This is a genomic window from Chryseobacterium soli (genome assembly GCF_000737705.1).
Lineage (GTDB): Bacteria > Bacteroidota > Bacteroidia > Flavobacteriales > Weeksellaceae > Chryseobacterium > Chryseobacterium soli.
The window spans coordinates 505,851-525,254 of record NZ_JPRH01000004.1; the positions used below are offsets into that span (position 1 = coordinate 505,851).

Here is a 19,404-nt window from a genome sequence, read left to right on the forward strand (position 1 = left end):
AAAACTAAAAAATGGATAAAAATGATTCCGGCGGCCTTTGGCCGCCGGAATCATAAACAATAGTATTTTAGAATTTAAAGTAAGTTTAAAGCTTATTTAAATTTCTTTTTAAAACTGAATTTAAGCCTGTTCATCAATCCGGGTTCTATAATATCAACACCCAATCCAAAATTACTGTCTGCTATTGTATGATGGTCTGTTCTGAATGTTTCAAAGTCTTTTTGAGGGATTTCCAGATTAACGAGAGGATTGTACTCGATGAATACCGTGGCTCCGTTTTTAGTCACTTTTTTACGGCTTTTATAATCAAAATACGGATTGGCAATGGTACTTTCCTGAACCGTGTACTTTTCCTCAGTATCGATTTTCTGATCCGTATACAAACTAATTTCATATTTTTCACTGTCGAAATTATGCCAGAAAGAAAGATCTTTATGGATAAAATCGCGTGCGCTTGCCTTTACCACATTCCGGTCAAAATACATTAAGAATCGGTTTTTCTGAGGATCTGTGTAATAAGGATTTTCAACGGTTGTCTGATAATGAATGGTAAACTCATTCTGCTTTTTATCATCGCTTACAATATCTATGGATGCATCCTTGAATACATTTCTGATATCCGTTCCGTTTCTATCACTGGAATAATTTAACCCGTAAAACAGAAAGTTGTTCCAGCTGTCGACAATCTCTCTTTTATTGGTGCTTTTAAAATACCTTCTCATGGCATTCGCCCGATTTCCTCTGTAAACAGTGGTCAGTTTTAAAGTTCCGATGGTATTCTCAGCATTGAATTCAATTTTTTCATCCACACAATAATATGGGAATTTATAAGGCTTTCTTACCTGAAGCTCCTGATTATGTTTTATTTCCAGGTAATGCATAAAATAGATGAACCCACGGTTTTCAATGAGCCCAAATTCATCACGGATGGTGGCATCAATGAAATATTCCTCTCCTTTATAATTCACTTTTACCACGACATGATTAAAATTCAATAAGGAAGGCAGGTAATATTTAATATAAAAATCGGTATGAAAATTCACCAGAACTACAGAAGCATCCACTCCGATATAGTCCAGGATTACTTTTAGCAATACTGATTTTGCTTTACAGTCTCCCTGCTTGTTTTCATAGGTTACGGCCGGCTCCTGTGGTTTATGGCCATTCATTTCATCCGCATTGAACACATAGTAAATATGGTTCTGAACATATTCTATGGCAAACTGAAGTTTTTCATCCTGATTTGCTATGGCATCAAGCTTTTCCACTAAATTCGGAGCAAATTCCTGCAACGAAGATTTGTTGAAAATTTCTTCATACATAGGAGCAATATAATTGGAAAGATCTTTCCAGTTGCTGTCTGTAGCGAAGTCTATGTAAGGGAAAATTTCACGTCCTGCATCCACAGGATTGATATAATTTTCTTTTTCAATCACAAACTGTTCACCTTTTTTTAAATAGCTGATTTCCGGTTCTAAGACATTTCCGTTTTCATCTCTGAAAAATGTTTTTTTATACGCAATCGTCTGCTCACGGTCATTAATCATCGTAAATTTAAAGCTTCCATATGCCCAATAATTATCCGGACTTACCCAAACGTATTTGGAGAATTCTTTTCTAAGAAAATCGCGGTCCGTAAAAGCTTTTACCCTGGAATCTTCCATGATCAAAACATCATACAGTCTCAGGTCTTTTATGGTGATATTGATCTTTTTATTGCTGCTTAATACTCCCCCACTGCTCTGATTTTCACTGTCCAGTACTTTAATTTTTGTATCGGGAATTTTATCAATCAGTACGCCATCTCTCAGCACACTGATTCTGTGAATGCTATATACTTCATTTTCCTCAACCACCACATCGGTTGCTGATGCACGCTCTAAATTCCCCGGTTCATTCAGTGTATAGGCCATGCAGGCATATTCACTGTTTTCGGTATTGCTGGTGTAATATTTTTTATCTAAAAAATAGCAGTAATCTCTTCCTTCATCAATCTGTTTTTTTGCAAATTCAGAATCTTTGATCCTATTTATAATTTCCTGATCTTCAATTATTCCCGCCCATGCTTCAGGTTGTTGGATTTTGTAATTTTGAATTTGATTATCCATATTATATTGTACTATTTGTTTACTTGGTTTCAATCATTAAGGGGGTTCAAATTAATTAATTAAAAAATAAAAAACAAGAGTAGAACCACGACAATTTCCTTAAACCAGTTCGGCATAATAATTGTCGGGTAAGGATAAAATCAGACTTATGAAAAGTATAGCAACCATTTTAAAAGGAGCAGTTCCTGCAGTAGCCTTATTTGCAATGACACAGTGCACAACCTCAGCCAATGCAGCCAAAGGTGATGAAAAAACATTCATCGTAGGACCTCAAACTGCAGACTGTACGGGTGTTGCCCCAATGAAATGCCTTCAGGTAAAAGAAAAAGCTTCAGAAAACTGGACCAATTTCTACAGTAATATCGAAGGATTTACCTATGAACCGGGTTATGAATATGTATTAAAGGTAAAAACTGAAAAAATTGCCAATCCACCCGCTGATGCCTCTTCTATAAAGTACACATTGGTACAGCAGGTTTCTAAAACAAAGAAATAATACAGATAAAAATTCCGGCGCCCCATTGGGGCGCCGGAATTTTTTGTATCTCAAACTTTTGTAAGAATTTTAGTGTTGATGATTTTTGGGAGGATCAATATGTCCTTTCGTTGCCTCTCCTACAGTATTTGCAGTAGTCATCGCAACCACAAGGTCATTCAGCATTCCGCTTGCTGCTGTTGGTGAATTTGGAAGCAATACCAGGCTGCTTCTGTTTGTCGCCCCAATAGAATGTAATGTATCATAATGCTGGGTAACCACGATAAGTGCTGATGCTTCATGAGAATTAATATCCACATTGTTAAGCATTCTTACCGATTCTTCAAGACCTTTGGCGATCTCTCTTCTTTGGTCTGCAATCCCCTGGCCCTGTAATTTTTTAGATTCCGCTTCCGCTTTTGCTACGGCTACAATCCTAATTCTTTGGGCTTCAGATTCATATTCTGCTGCTGTTTTTTCTCTTTCTGCAGCATTGATTCTGTTCATGGCATGTTTTACCTGCTCGTCCGGATCAATATCCGTTACCAGGGCTTTGATAATGTCGTAGCCATAACTTTGCATTGCTTCCTGAAGTTCTGCTTTTACAGCAACGGCAATATCATCTTTCTTCAGGAAAACATCATCCAGTTTTAATTTAGGAACTTCTGCTCTTACCACATCAAAAACATAAGAAGTAATCTGATCGTGCGGGCTTTCCAATCTATAAAAAGCATCCGCCACCTGGCTTCTGATCACCTGAAATTGCACGGAAATTTTCATTTTCACAAAAACATTATCCAAAGTTTTAGTATCGATCATCACATCCAGCTGCTGGATCCTAAGATTCATTCTTTTTGAAATTTTATCTAAATAAGGAATTTTCAACTGAAGTCCTGCATGACGGACCGAGTGAAATTTACCCAACCGTTCTACAATTGCTGCGGTCTCCTGCTTCACGGTAAAAAATGAAGCAAATAAGGTCATAAGACCAATGAAAATAATAATACCTAAGTAGGCCATAGTTTTTAATTTTTTTATGTGTTTGTAATTCTTTATAAATAGAAAGAACGAAATTACTATACTGTCATCCCAATGTCAATTCCTTTTATTTTTCGGTATAAGTCGGTGGCATAATTGTCTGTCATTCCTGATACAAAATCAATCACCCCCAATACTTTTTCATAATCAGTTCCCTGCTCGTATAGAAACTGAATAGGAAGGAGTTTTAAAGCCATTTTATCATAGGACTTTCTTTGATCTCCGGACTTCAGAACAGATGGTATAAAATGATCCAGCAATTCGTACATTACGTTGTATCCGGCATTTTCTATCTCTACAACTGCTTTATGATTGTAAATTTTGGCGATAGAGAATTTTTCTATTTCCTGCAATGCTGTATTTTCAGATTTATACATATCCAGAAGCGCATGCTCCAAATTGCCCTGAAGGATCGTTTCAAAATGCTGCTTATAGGTTTCTATTGATTTATTAATTAAAGCATTGATCACTTTTGCCCTCAAATAGGAAATTCTTTCATTATCATTGGAAATAGAAGCCAATTTATCTTTGATTCTTTTGGTATCGCTGCTTTCAGACTTTACCAGTTCGAAAAACAGGTTTTCGCAGTCGGCAGTAGATACGATTCCCAGCCTGTGGGCATCTTCCATATCAATAATATTATAGCAGATATCGTCTGCTGCTTCTACCAGCCATACAAACGGATGTCTTTTAAAAATATGGGGTTCTTCACTTTCTGAAATTAAATGGGTCGCTTTTGCAATTTCAAGAAAAGTATCCTTTTCATTTTGAAAAAAACCGAATTTCTTCCGATGAATAATTCCCTTTTTCTTAGCAATGGCTTCACATGGATATTTTGCAATGCTAGCCAGTGTCGCAAAAGTAAGCTGAAGACCGCCTTCATCTTTACCCTGCTGCTGGTGTGCTAATACCCGTATGGCATTCGCGTTTCCTTCAAAATTAACGAGATCCGCCCATTCTTTATCATTGAATTTAGATTTCAGATCGTTTTCATTTCTTTCAAAATAACTGGCAATGGCATCTTCTCCGGAATGTCCAAAAGCTGGATTTCCAACATCATGGCACAGACATGCCGCCGCAATCACATTTCCCAGATTATGAAGATAAAAACTGCTGGAATCCTCCGTAAGTTCATTCCTGAAATTTTCAGAAATAAATTCTCCAATGATACTTCCCAGACTTCTCCCTACTGATGAAACTTCCAGTGAATGGGTCAGCCTGTTGTGAACAAAAACACTTCCGGGAAGAGGAAAAACCTGAGTCTTGTTTTGGAGCCTCCTGAATGCGGATGAGAAAATAATTCTGTCGAAATCTCTTTGAAAATCGGTTCTTGAAGCCTTTGTATGCGGATTATTTCCCGTACGCTGATTCGTGAAAATCTGGTTTAAGTTCATCATTTTTCAAAATTACTTCAAATTTTAGTTTTACGGAATAGTATTTGAATTTTTATTGAAAAGTAAAACTATGCCTGAAGGACCCTCTATACTACTCATGAAAGAAAACCTGCAGAAATTCGCAGGGAAAAAAGTGGTAGAAGCATCAGGAAATGCTTCTATTGATACCGGAATGCTGGAAGGAAAAACGCTGCTTGAAATCCGAACCTTTGGAAAGCAAACTTATCTTATTTTTGATGAGGTGAGTGTGAGGATTCATCTTTTAATGTTTGGGTCTTACAGCGTAGATGAGCAAACCAAACCAGATAAAAACCTCCGATTGGCTTTATTATTTACAACAGGCGGCATGTACTTTTACACCTGTTCTGTAAAACTCGTTGATCCTGAATTTTTATCGGCCATTGATTGGGAAGCTGATATTTTAAGCGATAATTGGAGCCCTGAAAAAGCCGAAAAGAAACTGAAAGCCAAACCCGAAATGATGGTGTGTGATGCATTAATGGATCAGGATATTTTCTCCGGAGTCGGGAATATTATTAAGAACGAAGTTCTGTTCAGGATCGGCGTTCACCCTGAAAGCTTAATCGGAAAACTTCCTGCTAAAAAATTAAAAGAACTGATCGCTGAAGCCAGAAATTACAGTTTCGATTTCCTGGAATGGAAAAGAGCATTTGTTCTTAAGAAGCACTGGCAGATCTACCATAAAAAAATATGTCCTGTTTGCGGGCAAAAGGTCATCAAGAAAAATACAGGACTTGGAAAGAGAAGCAGTTTTTATTGTGAAAAAGATCAGAAACTGTATTAGAAAACAGATCACCTGCCTATAAAAAAACAAAGCAGTTCTCTTTGGCTGTAAATTGTATGTTTTTTGTCATGCATAAGCCTTTGCTATTCGTTTTTTTGTAATTTAACCATCAGAAAAAGAAGATTTTTCGATAGTCTATTATTTAAAAACAAAACCATGAAAGATAGTTGGACTCACCGATGGGACGAGCGATACAGCAGCAATGAATTTGCATACGGCACAGCACCCAATACTTATGTAAAAGAACAACTGGAAAAACTCAGTCCAGGAACCATCCTTTTTCCGGCCGAGGGAGAAGGCCGTAATGCTGTTTTTGCAGCAAAATCAGGCTGGGAAGTTTCTGCGTTTGATATCAGTGCTGAAGGAAAAAACAAAGCGTTACAGCTTGCCGAAAGCAACGGAGTCACCATCGAATATCAGGTGGGTGAACTTCAGAACCTTTCTTTCAAAACAGAACAGTTTGATGTAATTGCATAAATCTACGCTCATTTTCCTGCGGAGATCAAATCATCTATCCATCAAATGATTAGTCAGTATCTTGGCAAGGGAGGGATGATTATATTTGAAGCATTCAGTAAAAGCCACCTGGATTATGTGTTGAAAAACGAAAAAGTCGGTGGTCCAAAAGACCTCGGATCTCTGTTTTCCATTGAAGAGATTAAAGAAGATTTTCCGGATTATGATTTTTTAGTGCTGGAAGAAACCGAAATTGAGCTTAATGAAGGACTTTTTCACAATGGAACAGGATCCGTAATACGATGTGTCGCACAAAAAAGATAACCGACAGATAAAAAAACAATGCCGCAAAATTTTGATAGAACCCAACCCGCTGATGCTGTAAAATTCTTCAGACACTGCATCCTGACGGGTAATTTAGAAGGTGCTTTAAGCTGTTTCGATGAAGATGCGATTTATATTGAAAGAGATGGAGAGGAAATAAAAGGATTGGAAAACATCAGAAAACCATTAGAACATCTCTGTGGCTGGAAACCCGATATTCAGGGGATTAAACATAAAGCTACTGTTGTGGGCAATCTTGCGGTATGGGCCGATAAATGGATTCTGAAAGCTCATGCACCGGATAGAAGCCCTATCGAAATGAAGGGAGCAACGACCTGCATGATGAAAAAAAATGAAGCAGGAATCTGGATATGGCTTGTAGATAATCCGTTTGCAGGACAATTATTTGAGGATTAATAGCAACTTCCCTCTTCCAGTTTCAGGCTCTTTCATATTATTTAAGATTCGGGATTCAGAGAATTTCCTGAGTATCGTATAAAAAAATCTGATTTATATACTTCACCCAGCGGAATTTCTGAATCCTCGATGTAGATATTATGATTGTCGAAAGAATCAATACAATCAATGTTCAACACATAGGATTTGCTTACCCGTAGAAACTTATTTGCCGGAATTTTCTGATGAATCGTCTTCAGATTCATTGCGGTAATGAGTTTTTGGGTCCGGGTATGGATCACCACATAATCTTTCAGGCCTTCGATAAATTTAATATCAGAAAAATGTATTTTGTAATACCTTCTGTCTGCTTTGATAAATAGAAAATCTGCCGTATTCGATTCCACCGTATTTTTCACGGTTTCTTTAGAGAGAAGGTCTTTATACAAAACTGCTTTATTGATCGCTTTTTCCAACCGTTTTTCCTCAATAGGTTTCAGAAGATAATCTACTGCATCCAGCTCATAACTTTTAAGGGCATACTGTGAATAGGCTGTGGTAAAAATTACCAGGGTTTCTTTTGGAAGCAGGGCCGCAAACTCTAGACCGGTTACCGAAGGCATTTCAATATCCAGAAAAATAAGATCGATTTCTGTGGTCTTTAAGAACTCCATGGCAGCAGGAGCATTGGAAAAACTTCCCAAAATATCAAGCTTTGAAACTTCATGAATCAAAGACTGCATTTCTGCCCTGGCCAGCGGCTCATCATCTACAATAATACAATTCATATGGGAACAATTAAATTTACAGTGTATTCTTTATCGGTGGAAACAATATCCAAATGATAGGTATTGCGGTACAAAAGCTCCAGACGTCTCTTAATATTAGCAAGCCCCAACCCACCAGAATTCTTTTCTGTAGGGTGATAGTCCGGATTTCTGGAATTGATGCATGTAAAATGAAGTTTTCTGTTCTCCATTATCATATGTATTTTAATATAATATCCTTTTCCGCTGATATCTACACTGTGTTTTACTGCATTTTCCACAAAGGTGGTAAAAAGATTGGGCGGGATAAAAATACTGTTCAGCGTTCTTTTATCAATAGCTACATTCATGTCTACAGAGAAATCTTCCCGTCTTATTTTTTCAAGGTTGATAAAATTGGAAAGAAACTCTATTTCGGCAATCAGTAAAGTTTTTTCTTCACCGTTTTCATACAACTGATAGCGCAGGAATTCAGACAGTTTGATGATAACTGTTGTCGCTTTTTCCGGGTCAGTCCTGATCAGGGCTTTGACATTATTCAGCATATTAAAAAGGAAATGCGGATTGATCTGATTACGCAGTTCATTAAGTTCCATCCGAAGTGTCAGGTTACTGAGTTCTGTGATTCTTTTATTATCCCGTATCCATTTCTGGAGTAATTTCACAGTGGTTGTCATCATAATGATAGAAATACACATCATCGTTCCTTCATACAGACCAGTCTTTCTGTTTTCTCCCTCCATGCTATCCAGGCGGTACTCAGAAAAAAGATGGTTAAATCCATAGCCAATCAGATTGAGCCCTCCTATTCCCAACATCAACAGAAATATAACGTATACAATATATCTTGACCGAAAGAAGAATACCGGAACCAGCACATACATATTAATATAAGCCATAATCACCAGTGATGTATAGACAAACGCCAAAGCGTAATATTGGTAGATCCCGGAAAACCAATGCCAGAACCGGGCAAAGTACATCAGTCCGAAAAAGAAAAGCAAAAATGTACAGTGCCTCCAAAACCGGTACTTGTCTTCTACCAGAAAATCGATGATTAAGGTGTCTTTCATTTTCGGTGAATGGTATCCTGTCATGGTTCAACACTTTTATAAGTAGACAAAAATAAGTAATAACGGTATTCCTCTCTATAATATTATACGAACCCCGCATTTTATTATACCAAGTTGAGAGATTCCGGATTTGGTATAAATTGTAAGGCCTTTGGTATAAAAAACAAATCTTCTCACACTTTTCTCTATTCCTTTGTCCCGTTCAATTTACATGCTTATGGAATTAGCCGTTTTTCAGGAATTAACTGAACAGATAACATTAGAATGCTTTTTTATGACAGATGCCCAACAGGAGGAAAAAGTAATTCAGCTCATCGATCTGTATCATTTTATAGAATGTTATGACCACAAGATCATCATTCTTAATTACCTGCACCACTCTATCAATATTATTGAAGACCATGGGATAAGAAAGGGAATTTTATTTTATGATCTGAAACATTCAGCCCCACTAGATCTGAATGCCAACGAAGATTTTAAAAGAAAAAATAACCTCAAAGAACTTTGGTTTGTATTTGTGGAAGAAGATACCGGTAGCAGCTCAAATCGTAACTATACCGATTTTATCAGTGAAAACAGCATTGATATCTATTATGACAGAATATTTAAGTTCAGCTTTTTTCAATCCATAATCCACTTACTATCATAACCTATGAAAACCTTAAGAAAACTCTTTATTCCTATCGCATTCCTGCCGGTTAAAAATCTAATCTATGCCCAGAAACGAGACAGTATTCCCATGAGGGTACGGGCATTTGTTGCCGATAAATTTCCGCAGTCCAGAGATCTCAATGTGGAATATACCCAGGTAATGCCTTACCAATATACCTCTAAGTTACAAAACGGAGATTTGCCCGATAATAAAGTTAAAAGCTTCCAACAGGTGAAAGCGAATGCTAATATTTATTTCATCAAAAAACAAAAATTGTTGCTGAGCACTTCCCTGAACTACCGCTACACCTCACTCAATACGGAACATCCGGTATTAGCAGAAGCCGCCCCGCAGGAAAAAGATTTTCATTATCATTCTGAAGCGTTAAATTTCAGCTATTTTTCAAGATTATTCAATAAAACAGCCATTTACACCGCCACAGCTTCTGTAGACGGGAGCGAACAGCATTTTGAAAGGATCCGCGGTATGGTAACCGGTTCTCTTATATTGAAAGCAACCCCAAAAACTAAAATAATGCTGGGACTCGCCGCTTTTATTGATCCCAGCACACAAATTCCCGTCCTTCCGATTTTCACCCTTGAAAATAAATTTAATAATGGCTGGGTACTGGATGTATTGCTTCCTAAAAAAGTACTGATCAGAAAAGATATTTTCGCCAATGGAAGAATTTCCTTGGGAAGCGAAATGGACAATACTTCATTTTACATTTACCGTTCCGATAAAACCTATGAATTCCGTCAGGTGGAAATCAATTCCGGAGCGATTTATGAACATAATTTAGGGGGAAACTTTATCGGTACTTTAAAAACCGGAATCCGGGCTACGCCACGAACAAGAATATTTGAAAAGCAGAAATCTTTTAAAGATTATGTTTTTGAATCTACCAATAAACCAGCATTCTATTTCAATGTCGGGGTTTCTTATAATCCTTTTGGAAAGCCGAGGGTGAGATAGTTGTGATTGGTTGTTGGTTTTGGTTGTTGGTGTTTAGTTTTTCCAGTATAATGTATAATGTATAATGTATAATGTATGAAGTTAGACATCTTGTGTCTGATGTCTGAAATCTAATATCTATTATCTAAAACACCCCACTCATTAATGCGTTCCCATTTTAGAAAAAACATTAATGATGATGACGCCGATAACGATCAGGGCTATTCCAATAATGGCAGGAAGATCCGGGACTTGCTTAAAAGCTATAATTCCGATGAGGGTGATGAAAACAATCCCTACTCCGGACCAAATAGCATAGGTAATTCCCACAGGGATCTGCCGAAGCGTCAGACTCAGAAAATAGAACGCTGCCGAATATCCTATGATAGTCACTACCGAAGGCCAAAGCTTTGAAAATTCTTCAGATTTTTTCAAAAAAGTAGTTGCGATAATTTCAAACGTAATTGCCAAAGCAAGAAAAATATAACTGCGTCCCATATTTACTTTTTACACAAAAGTAACGAAAATAGCTTGCTTTTCCATTAAAAGAGAGCTATGGATCTGGAAAATCTATACTGATTTTCATTCTTCATTGCATCTTAGCAATATGTAAAACATCCTTCCCTTGAGTAATCAAAATTTGTAAGAATCTTCTGAAGACTGAACTGGAAATTAGTTCAGCTTTTCCATCATAATAAATCATTATAATTTGATATATATTACATAAGGTCATTCCATTTTATATTGTCAGTCTCTAATCTTTTATATTAATCTGACAAGACTGCATTTCAAAATAAATATAAACAGCTGTAATAATGACGTTTAACAAAAGTATCTTCAAAATTATAATTTTCATTTCTCAATAGAAATGGACAGCTCAGTTTAAAAACGTGACATTATTTCAATAAATAGTGACAATAGGTCCGCCATTATTGTCATAAAACATGACAGATTGAAAATAAATTCAGGGATAAAAATTCAGACTGAAAAATAAATTTTATTAACATAGAAATTCGTTTCACGAAAAAAATTAATGCAGAAAAATGATACGATCCGGTAATATTATGCATACCATTCCTTCTTTTTTGTTTTATCAAGTCCAATATATAAGTATTCAATTGATTGTCAAATTTTCAAAATTTTACAGATAAGATAATAAACATATTAATAAATTCTCAATAACATATTAATTTTACGTAAACAAATATTGGTAAAAAACGAAGAACAAACATCTATAACTTACTGATATACATCATAATGTTTTGTTTTGGCACATGATTTGAAAGTAGTAATATTGCAATTGAAAGATTGATAAAATAAAGTCAAATAATTAAAAATAAAACAAAATGATCACTTACATCGGAATCGCAACATGTTTAGTAGTATTCGCTTCTTACTTTATGACTGTAAAGAGAGAAAACAACTAAGAATTTCTAAACCTTATCTTCTTTAGTAGAAGATATAAATTGTATTGTTTATGTTTATATCTGGTCACCAGATTCGCTCTTTTACTCAACCGGAGTAAAAGAGCTCCAAACATAAAATACCCTTATTTCAAAACAAATTTTAATATATATAGTTTGGCCGGACTCCCCAGTTCGGCTTTTCTTTTTTCATAACCGGACTTCAGACTTAAAGAAAGTTTTATCTTTGTGGTCAACAAAGCGAATTTCTTTTACTCATGAATCTGTACAATCTCATTATCCAGGACAAAGAACAAGTTACCTTACAGGATGTATTCCTTGATGGCAACAACAGGGAACAATTTGTACAGCTTATCAAAGAACATACATACCTCAAAGAATTGCAGGAATATGGGCTTCCAGTCAATAATAAAGTATTGCTTCAGGGAAGTTCAGGATGCGGGAAAACGATGACCGCAAAAGCGCTTGCGAATGCTTTGGGAAGAAATATTCTTATCCTTAACCTCAGCAATATCGTTTCTTCGCGTATCGGAGAAACATCACAAAATATCAAAATGATCTTCGATAAAGCCGGCAGGGAAAGATCTGTTTTATTTCTGGATGAACTCGACCAGATCGGAAAAGCCAGAGGCAGCGATGATAAAGATGTCGGGGAAATGAGAAGGCTGGTGAATACATTGATCCAGCTGATCGATTATTATCCTGAAAATGCGCTCTTACTGTGCGCTACCAACCACCCTGAGATCATTGATACTGCGTTAATAAGACGTTTCCAACTAAAGATCAATTACGAAATGCCTTCTCAGGAATTTTTAAACACCTATTATAATAGTCTGTTGTCTAAATTTCCAGAAGATCTAAGAAATATTGACCGTAAGTATGACATTTCTTTTGCTGAAGCAAAGGATTATGCTTTTACGGTGGTAAAAGGACGTTTGATTGAGAAATTGGAGACTCAACAAGAAGTTAGAATACAGGCAGATTAAAATAATGAAAACATCTACGTACTTCCTCGCTCTAACCCAAAGAATTATTTTTTAATTGAGATGTATTAAAAAATATATTTACTCAAGCATGAATACCAAGATTATTAACAGAATCTAAAGATGAAGTAATGACAAAAAAAATATCAACTTTGGTAATAATATGGTTAATTTTTGTGTTTGCCTACTATTTTTGTCTTCCTTATTTTATTCAACCATTTTCCTGGCTTTTAGTCTGTATTATATTGCTGATTTTATTTGTAAGGCAGGTAACAAAAACAATAAAAGAACTTAAAAGCTTAAAGAAAAACAGAATATTAAATCTCTCTATAACATTCATTTTATTTTTCCTGACATTTTACAATTTCAACAAAATTCCAAAATTAATAATTGAAAAAATTGACTGGACGATTTCCTATAATAAACGTAAGCAAATAATAAAAGAAGTTTTAACTAAAAAATTGGGATCCAACACGAAAATGAATAATGGTATTTGTAAACTTTCATTTAATTTTCCAATTATTTCAAACGGAGGAAATGACATTTGGATTTATAAAAATAAAACAGAAAATACAAAAACTATTAAGTTTTGGATTTCCCGTGGATTTTTTGAATCACCACAGACTTATTTTATATTCACAAATGACAATGAAATAAAAAAACAATACGAAAAGCAAATAAAACTAGAACCTGAATATAATTGGAAATTAGAAGAAAATTGGTACCGAATAATGGAGAGAGATTAATCAACTGCTAATAAATTAGCCCCTTGATATTGCAGAAAGCACTATAATTGATATAGAAGTTTTGAATTTTGAAAGTATAATTATTGCTCTCCGCCAACAAAATAAATTAATTTCTAAAAATTACATTATTCCAATCATTTCCTATTCATCACATATAGAATTCTCATAAAAATAGACAATTCGGTATATTTTTTGCTCGTAAAACAGTAAAAACCAAACAATTATATTTATGAATAAAAAATTACTTTTGAGCTGTCTGTTTATGGCAGTAGTTTTCTTGTCCTCATGTGATAAACATCGCAATGCATCACAGGTAAAGGACAGTGAAGTATCTATTAAAACTGTTTCTATGGTTACTTTTGTTACTATGGGTATAGCACTTGTCGTAGCTTATAGCTACCGAAGAAGATAGCAGGATAAAAGAATAAAAAAACCTCTGTTTAGAATTTAAACGGAGGTTTTTTTATGATATACATAATGTTAACATTATAAGTATCAATCATTATTTTGTTTAGAGCAAAATCATCTATTTCTTTTTTTAAATTGAGTATAGCCTCCAGCAATAACTATTACAAGGAGTAAAATATAAAAGGGATTGTTATTCATCATTTTTTTATTAATATGTATGTAAAGATAGAGAAACTGAGAGAAACTATTGAAACGGAAGAACAATCCGTAAAGCAGCGACTTCAATTTTTAATGATTTGAAATAACAGAAAAGAATACTAACAGCTTTTCATAATTGAATAAAATGTTCTCAATCATCCCAATACTCTAATAAACCTACATGAATTTATATAGATTCTACGAATTAACTACACATCACCTCCGGCTTCCTATTTCATAATTAATTAAAAATCAACACATCCGGCACTTTTTTTGTTTATCCTCCACCAAACAAACAATACATACTTGATGAAAAAATTATCACTCTGTTACGCATTTGCAGTAACAGTATTTCTGCTTTCATGCAGTCAAAAAACCAATATTTCAACTGAGAGCGACAGTAAATCAACACTATTGACAGTTGTTATGATAACATGCCTGATCATGGCAGGTACATTTCTGTCATCATCTATTTTACGAAGAATAAATAAGAAAAAATAAAATGAAAATCCCCCATTTAGAGATTCTAAACGGGGGATTTTTATGATATAATATTGTATTACATATAAGCTTCAATTGGCTCACAAGTACACACTAAATTTCTGTCTCCATAAGCCTCATCTACTCTTGCAACCGTTGCAAAGAATTTATGGTCTCTTACCCACTCTAGTGGATAAGCAGCCTTCTCTCTGCCGTAAGGTTTATCCCAGTTATCAGAGATGACAAGCTGTTCAGTATGAGGAGCATTTTTCAATACGTTGTTGGTCGCATCTGCTTCGCCATTGGCAATCTCATCGATTTCACTTTTGATAGAGATTAAAGCTTCTGCAAAACGGTCGATCTCAGCCTTACTTTCAGATTCAGTAGGCTCGATCATTAACGTTCCTGCTACCGGGAAAGAAACGGTTGGAGCATGGAATCCATAATCCATCAATCTCTTGGCAACATCAGCTACTTCAATTCCTAATGACTTGAACTGACGGAAGTCTACGATACACTCGTGAGCTACTTTTCCGTTTTTGTTTGAATATAAGATCGGGAAATGCTCTGCTAAGATTTCTTTTAGATAATTAGCATTTAAGATCGCATGTTCAGTTGCTTTTTTCAAGCCTGAAGTTCCCAGCATTTTAATATAAGCGTAAGAAATATTCAAGATCAATCCTGAACCGTAAGGAGCAGCAGAAATCCCGTCAATAGCTTCTTTAGTTCCTACCTGGATATTTGCATTCGTAGGAAGGAATGGTACCAAGTGTTTGGCAACACAGATCGGGCCAACTCCAGGACCTCCACCTCCGTGAGGAATAGCGAAAGTTTTGTGAAGGTTTAAGTGACAAACGTCTGCTCCAATATTTCCAGGACTTGTGTATCCTACCTGAGCATTCATATTCGCTCCATCCATATACACCTGTCCACCGTGCTTGTGGATCAAGTCTGTAATTTCTATAATGTTGGCATCAAAGAATCCGTAAGTAGACGGATACGTGATCATTACACAAGATAAATTCTCTGAATGCTGTTCTGTTTTAGCTTTTAAATCTTCAAAGTCAATTTCTCCGCTTTCAAGATTTTTAACTACCACGATTTTCATACCAGCCATTGCTGCAGAAGCCGGGTTGGTTCCGTGTGCAGACTGTGGAATCAATACGATATTTCTGTGACCTTCTCCTCTTGAGATATGGTATTCTCTGATCACCATTAATCCTGCATATTCTCCCTGAGCTCCGGAGTTCGGTTGAAGAGAAGTTCCTGCAAAACCAGTAATCTCTGCCAAATCTTTCTCCAGTTCTTTAATCATTTCCTGGTATCCTCCAGCCTGGTCAACCGGTACAAATGGGTGAACACTTCCCCAATCAGCCCAAGAAAGCGGCAACATTTGAGTAGCAGCATTCAGCTTCATGGTACAAGAACCTAGAGAAATCATCGAGTGGGTTAATGATAAATCTTTTCTTTCCAAACGTTTGATGTAACGCATCAATTCCGTTTCTGTATGGTATTTGTTGAATACTTCTTCAGTAAGAATTTCGTCTTTTCTTAAATTCTCCTCAGGAATGCTGTATCCTTCTTTTATTTCTAATTTGAATGTTTGCTTGTCTTTAAACTGAGCAAAAGAAGCCATTAGAACATTTAATTTATCTAATGTTGTACTCTCGTTGATAGCAATACTTACCACTCCTTCTGTGAAGTAGTTCAGATTCAATCGGTGATCAAGCATCATTCTTGATAATCTTCCTTTCTCATCTTCGTTCATCAAGATTTTTACCGTATCGAAGATCGGTTCTTCAACAGCTTCATATCCTAATGCTTTAAGACCGTTTTTCAAAGCGTTTGCTTTAAAGTGAATCTGGTCAGCAATATAATTCAATCCTTTAGGACCGTGGTATACAGCATACATTCCAGCCATTACTGCTAAAAGAACCTGAGCCGTACAAATATTTGAAGTTGCTCTTTCTCTTTTAATGTGCTGTTCTCTGGTCTGTAAAGCCATTCTCAATGCACGTTTTCCGTACATATCCTGAGAAACTCCGATAATTCTTCCCGGAATATCTCTTTTATAATCATCCTTACAAGAGAAAAATGCTGCGTGAGGACCTCCATATCCTAATGGAATTCCAAAACGCTGTGAAGTTCCAACCGCACAGTCAGCACCCATAGATGCCGGTGATTTCAATTTCACCAATGCCATTGGGTCACAAGCAACCACTACCTGAAGGTCTAATTTCTTATATCCAACAATATCTTCCGTATAATCCAGAACGATTCCGTTCTTACCTGGATATTGTAATAAAACTCCGTAATAGGTTTCGTCAAGCTGGTGGGTTTTATGGTCACCTACTACAATTTCGATGGCCAGTCCTTCTGCTTTAGTTTTCAGTACAGAAACGGTTTGAGGTAATACAAGATCCGAAACAAAGAATTTGTTCGCATTTGCTTTTTTCTGATCTTTCGTTCTATTGTTGAAGAACATATGCATTGCTTCGGCAGCCGCTGTAGATTCATCCAATAATGAAGCATTTGCCAATGTAAAGCCTGTCAGATCACATACAACAGTCTGAAAATTAAGAAGAGCTTCCAATCTTCCCTGTGCAATTTCCGCCTGATAAGGAGTATACGCTGTATACCAACTCGGATTTTCGAAAATATTTCTCTGAATAGCCGATGGTAAAAGAGTATTATGATATCCAAAACCGATATAGCTTGTATAATCAGTGTTTTTTGATGCCAATTCTTTTGAATGAGTTAGCATTTCATACTCTGAAAGCGGTTCTGAGATTTCAAGATCTTTTTCTAAACGGATAGAAGAAGGAATGGTTTGAGAAATTAACTCTTCGATACTTGAAACGCCCACTCTTTCCAACATGGCCTGTTTATCGGCTTCATTAAGGGAAATGTGACGGCTCACAAACTGTTCTGTATTCATTTTTTATATTAGATTTTGTTTGTAAAAAAGATTTGTAAAATTACAATTTCTCAAAGAATTATGCAATAGCTCAGAATTGACAATAAATTAACAAAAGCTTAATATCAATTCGAAAAACACATGTTTTTAAAACTTTCATCAACAAAAGAATAAATCTTCATTTTATCAGCAGCATTTTTATCGTTTAAAAGTTCATCCTGTTTTGATGTGTTTAATTTCCGGAATTCAGATCTAATTCTTTTTCATCCCAATGCAAACGATTGATCAATCCATACATTTTTTGAATACTCTGATGTTTGAATTTCAATTTATTTAAACCACTGAAATTCAAATTAAAAAGAAATATTTTCTATTGATCTTTTTTTCGCCAAATTAATATTCCGTACAATATATTATCGATCCTAGAAAAACTTACGGAGTAAATACTTTGCTTATTTATCTTTATAAAAACAGATATTTATCCTTAGTCTACCCAACTGTTTAAGTAAAAAACCGTGTAGTTCAGTAAGCTTTTTATAGTGAGTTTAAATAAGCTTGTGAATCTTACGATTGTAATTTCCCAACGATTTTGCCTGTATTTCAAATTGAAGATATTTTAATGAAAAATTCATATTAATCCGAAAAATGTATCGAGTAAAAACCTACCTGATAAAAAAAACCATCACTAATACGTACCTTTATATTTAGGATCCCTCTTAGATATTCATGAAAGTATAAAAACATTCAAAATCCAGTATCTGATATCAATTTTGGAATCACAAAAATGCTAAAATGGGAATTTTCGATTCACTTATACAGCTATAAACCAGCTGATAGAGAAAAAAGTATGATTTATGAAAATTTATTAATTATATTTATTCTAAATTAATATATTTGCAGCATGAATATGATTGTCCCTTTTAAAGTACCGCCTTTAACTCCTGTATATTCTTTTAGTAATGAAGAAATGTACTGCGAAAAAAAATCCTGCTGCAAGAAATTCAAAAAAGGAAAAAGATGTAAAAAATGTCCCGGAAGAAAGAAATTGGCTTAGTTTACAAGCTTTTTATAATAAAATAGATGGCTGCTGCCAGGATGATAACTCCCCAAATGAGTGCCACAATTTTAGGCTGGCCCATTCTGTTCATTCTAGTCCGTGGCTGTGGTTTAAAAAATTCTTCTACACTGCTTTTGAATTTTTCAGTGTCATTTTCAAACACTTCAGTAATGGTGATTCCCTGAACCACTGTTTTGTGCAGTAATGAGTTGGTGACATGAAGCAAAAGCTGAAATTTTCCGTCTTTAAATTCTGTGATTTTAAAGATCCTTTCTCCATAAGCCTTTTCAAGTCCGAAAGGCAGCACTTTCACAACATCAGCATTGCTCGTCTGCCAGTTGATGATAATTTCCTCTCCTTTTTTTGCATGAATTTTATTGGCCGTAAAAGTTTTAATAGCAGGCGGAATATTGTATCTGAAACTTTTCTGATGGCTCTCTAAATTCTGATCATACGTTTTCCTTCTAGCCTTGTCACTCAGCGTTTCATACGCTTCCTGAATTTCACGGAAACGTTCTGCAAAGAAATCATCGTTATCATTTTTGTCCGGATGGTATTTTAAAGAGAGTTTTCTATAGACTTTTTTGATGTCTTCTTCCGAAGCATCGTGAGAAATCCCGAGAAAATAGTAATAATCCTTCATGTATAACGGTACAAAAATAAGAAAATATTTTTCGAAATGCTTTTTATGTGGGGAAAATTGTTGTCGGTTGTGAGTTGTTTGTTGATGGTGTTTAGTGTTCGTTTTG

At 35.4% G+C, this 19,404-nt stretch carries 15 protein-coding genes and 1 pseudogene; 8 read left to right on the forward strand and 8 right to left on the reverse strand.

Annotated features, from left to right (window positions below; translation table 11 throughout):
* Nucleotides 1-92: 92 nt before the first annotated feature.
* On the reverse strand, nt 93-2,108 hold the full coding sequence (locus IW15_RS12610; RefSeq protein ID WP_051882000.1) for a hypothetical protein: 2,016 nt from the start codon (nt 2,106-2,108) through the stop codon (nt 93-95).
* Nucleotides 2,109-2,256: 148 nt separating this feature from the next.
* On the opposite strand from IW15_RS12610, the gene IW15_RS12615 reads away from it, so the two are divergent.
* Nucleotides 2,257-2,604: a DUF4377 domain-containing protein gene (locus IW15_RS12615; protein WP_034711677.1), complete on the forward strand. Its 348-nt coding sequence runs from the start codon at nt 2,257-2,259 to the stop codon at nt 2,602-2,604.
* Nucleotides 2,605-2,673: 69 nt separating this feature from the next.
* Here IW15_RS12615 and IW15_RS12620 read toward each other — a convergent pair whose 3' ends face one another.
* On the reverse strand, nt 2,674-3,603 hold the full coding sequence (locus IW15_RS12620; protein ID WP_034711679.1) for an SPFH domain-containing protein: 930 nt from the start codon (nt 3,601-3,603) through the stop codon (nt 2,674-2,676).
* 56 nt (nt 3,604-3,659) lie between these two features.
* Nucleotides 3,660-5,015, reverse strand: coding sequence for a deoxyguanosinetriphosphate triphosphohydrolase (locus IW15_RS12625; RefSeq protein ID WP_034711955.1), 1,356 nt, complete (start codon nt 5,013-5,015; stop codon nt 3,660-3,662).
* 70 nt (nt 5,016-5,085) lie between these two features.
* Between IW15_RS12625 and IW15_RS12630 the strand changes: the two genes are divergently transcribed.
* The 3 genes and pseudogenes from IW15_RS12630 (at nt 5,086) to IW15_RS12640 (ending at nt 7,017) form a co-directional block, all read left to right on the forward strand.
* The gene (locus IW15_RS12630) at nt 5,086-5,820 is read left to right on the forward strand and encodes a DNA-formamidopyrimidine glycosylase family protein (RefSeq protein WP_034711680.1); all 735 of its coding nucleotides are present in this window, start codon (nt 5,086-5,088) and stop codon (nt 5,818-5,820) included.
* A 156-nt stretch (nt 5,821-5,976) separates the two neighbouring features.
* Nucleotides 5,977-6,600: pseudogene (locus tag IW15_RS12635) on the forward strand (class I SAM-dependent methyltransferase).
* 18 nt (nt 6,601-6,618) lie between these two features.
* Nucleotides 6,619-7,017 (forward strand): YybH family protein, encoded by a 399-nt coding sequence (locus IW15_RS12640; protein WP_034711682.1) that lies wholly within the window; start codon nt 6,619-6,621, stop codon nt 7,015-7,017.
* A 41-nt stretch (nt 7,018-7,058) separates the two neighbouring features.
* Here IW15_RS12640 and IW15_RS12645 read toward each other — a convergent pair whose 3' ends face one another.
* Together IW15_RS12645 and IW15_RS12650 are read right to left on the reverse strand one after the other, a co-directional pair.
* A complete protein-coding gene (locus IW15_RS12645) occupies nt 7,059-7,784 on the reverse strand; it encodes a LytR/AlgR family response regulator transcription factor (protein WP_034711683.1) in 726 nt (241 codons plus the stop codon).
* Nucleotides 7,781-8,860 carry a sensor histidine kinase gene (locus IW15_RS12650; protein ID WP_034711685.1) on the reverse strand — a complete coding sequence of 360 codons (1,080 nt, stop codon included), beginning with the start codon at nt 8,858-8,860 and terminating at the stop codon, nt 7,781-7,783. The genes IW15_RS12645 and IW15_RS12650 overlap by 4 nt, the downstream gene beginning before the upstream one ends.
* A gap of 193 nt (nt 8,861-9,053) precedes the next feature.
* On the opposite strand from IW15_RS12650, the gene IW15_RS12655 reads away from it, so the two are divergent.
* Complete coding sequence (locus tag IW15_RS12655) at nt 9,054-9,485, forward strand: hypothetical protein (protein ID WP_034711957.1); 432 nt, start codon at nt 9,054-9,056, stop codon at nt 9,483-9,485.
* A 3-nt stretch (nt 9,486-9,488) separates the two neighbouring features.
* The gene (locus tag IW15_RS12660) at nt 9,489-10,463 is read left to right on the forward strand and encodes a DUF6268 family outer membrane beta-barrel protein (RefSeq protein ID WP_034711687.1); all 975 of its coding nucleotides are present in this window, start codon (nt 9,489-9,491) and stop codon (nt 10,461-10,463) included.
* A 141-nt stretch (nt 10,464-10,604) separates the two neighbouring features.
* Here IW15_RS12660 and IW15_RS12665 read toward each other — a convergent pair whose 3' ends face one another.
* Entirely contained in the window at nt 10,605-10,940 is a 336-nt protein-coding gene (locus IW15_RS12665) for a DMT family transporter (protein WP_034711689.1), read from the reverse strand.
* A gap of 1,183 nt (nt 10,941-12,123) precedes the next feature.
* Between IW15_RS12665 and IW15_RS12670 the strand changes: the two genes are divergently transcribed.
* Together IW15_RS12670 and IW15_RS12675 are read left to right on the forward strand one after the other, a co-directional pair.
* Nucleotides 12,124-12,852: an AAA family ATPase gene (locus IW15_RS12670; RefSeq protein WP_034711691.1), complete on the forward strand. Its 729-nt coding sequence runs from the start codon at nt 12,124-12,126 to the stop codon at nt 12,850-12,852.
* A 128-nt stretch (nt 12,853-12,980) separates the two neighbouring features.
* Nucleotides 12,981-13,595 (forward strand): hypothetical protein, encoded by a 615-nt coding sequence (locus IW15_RS12675; RefSeq protein ID WP_131368554.1) that lies wholly within the window; start codon nt 12,981-12,983, stop codon nt 13,593-13,595.
* Between the two features lie 1,165 nt (nt 13,596-14,760).
* Here the strand turns inward: IW15_RS12675 and gcvP are convergent.
* Nucleotides 14,761-17,619, reverse strand: coding sequence for an aminomethyl-transferring glycine dehydrogenase (gene gcvP, locus IW15_RS12680; RefSeq protein WP_034711696.1), 2,859 nt, complete (start codon nt 17,617-17,619; stop codon nt 14,761-14,763).
* A 1,034-nt stretch (nt 17,620-18,653) separates the two neighbouring features.
* Nucleotides 18,654-19,298 carry a J domain-containing protein gene (locus IW15_RS12685; RefSeq protein WP_034711697.1) on the reverse strand — a complete coding sequence of 215 codons (645 nt, stop codon included), beginning with the start codon at nt 19,296-19,298 and terminating at the stop codon, nt 18,654-18,656.
* Nucleotides 19,299-19,404 lie beyond the last annotated feature (106 nt).

Coding starts and splice junctions, on each gene's coding strand:
- IW15_RS12685 (WP_034711697.1), bottom strand. CDS start 19,298: ATGAAGGATTATTACTATTTTCTCGGGATTTCTCACGATGCTTCGGAA.
- IW15_RS12630 (WP_034711680.1), top strand. CDS start 5,086: ATGCCTGAAGGACCCTCTATACTACTCATGAAAGAAAACCTGCAGAAA.
- IW15_RS12665 (WP_034711689.1), bottom strand. CDS start 10,940: ATGGGACGCAGTTATATTTTTCTTGCTTTGGCAATTACGTTTGAAATT.
- IW15_RS12615 (WP_034711677.1), top strand. CDS start 2,257: ATGAAAAGTATAGCAACCATTTTAAAAGGAGCAGTTCCTGCAGTAGCC.
- IW15_RS12660 (WP_034711687.1), top strand. CDS start 9,489: ATGAAAACCTTAAGAAAACTCTTTATTCCTATCGCATTCCTGCCGGTT.
- IW15_RS12625 (WP_034711955.1), bottom strand. CDS start 5,015: ATGAACTTAAACCAGATTTTCACGAATCAGCGTACGGGAAATAATCCG.
- gcvP (WP_034711696.1), bottom strand. CDS start 17,619: ATGAATACAGAACAGTTTGTGAGCCGTCACATTTCCCTTAATGAAGCC.
- IW15_RS12645 (WP_034711683.1), bottom strand. CDS start 7,784: ATGAATTGTATTATTGTAGATGATGAGCCGCTGGCCAGGGCAGAAATG.
- IW15_RS12650 (WP_034711685.1), bottom strand. CDS start 8,860: ATGACAGGATACCATTCACCGAAAATGAAAGACACCTTAATCATCGAT.
- IW15_RS12670 (WP_034711691.1), top strand. CDS start 12,124: ATGAATCTGTACAATCTCATTATCCAGGACAAAGAACAAGTTACCTTA.
- IW15_RS12610 (WP_051882000.1), bottom strand. CDS start 2,108: ATGGATAATCAAATTCAAAATTACAAAATCCAACAACCTGAAGCATGG.
- IW15_RS12675 (WP_131368554.1), top strand. CDS start 12,981: ATGACAAAAAAAATATCAACTTTGGTAATAATATGGTTAATTTTTGTG.
- IW15_RS12640 (WP_034711682.1), top strand. CDS start 6,619: ATGCCGCAAAATTTTGATAGAACCCAACCCGCTGATGCTGTAAAATTC.
- IW15_RS12655 (WP_034711957.1), top strand. CDS start 9,054: ATGGAATTAGCCGTTTTTCAGGAATTAACTGAACAGATAACATTAGAA.
- IW15_RS12620 (WP_034711679.1), bottom strand. CDS start 3,603: ATGGCCTACTTAGGTATTATTATTTTCATTGGTCTTATGACCTTATTT.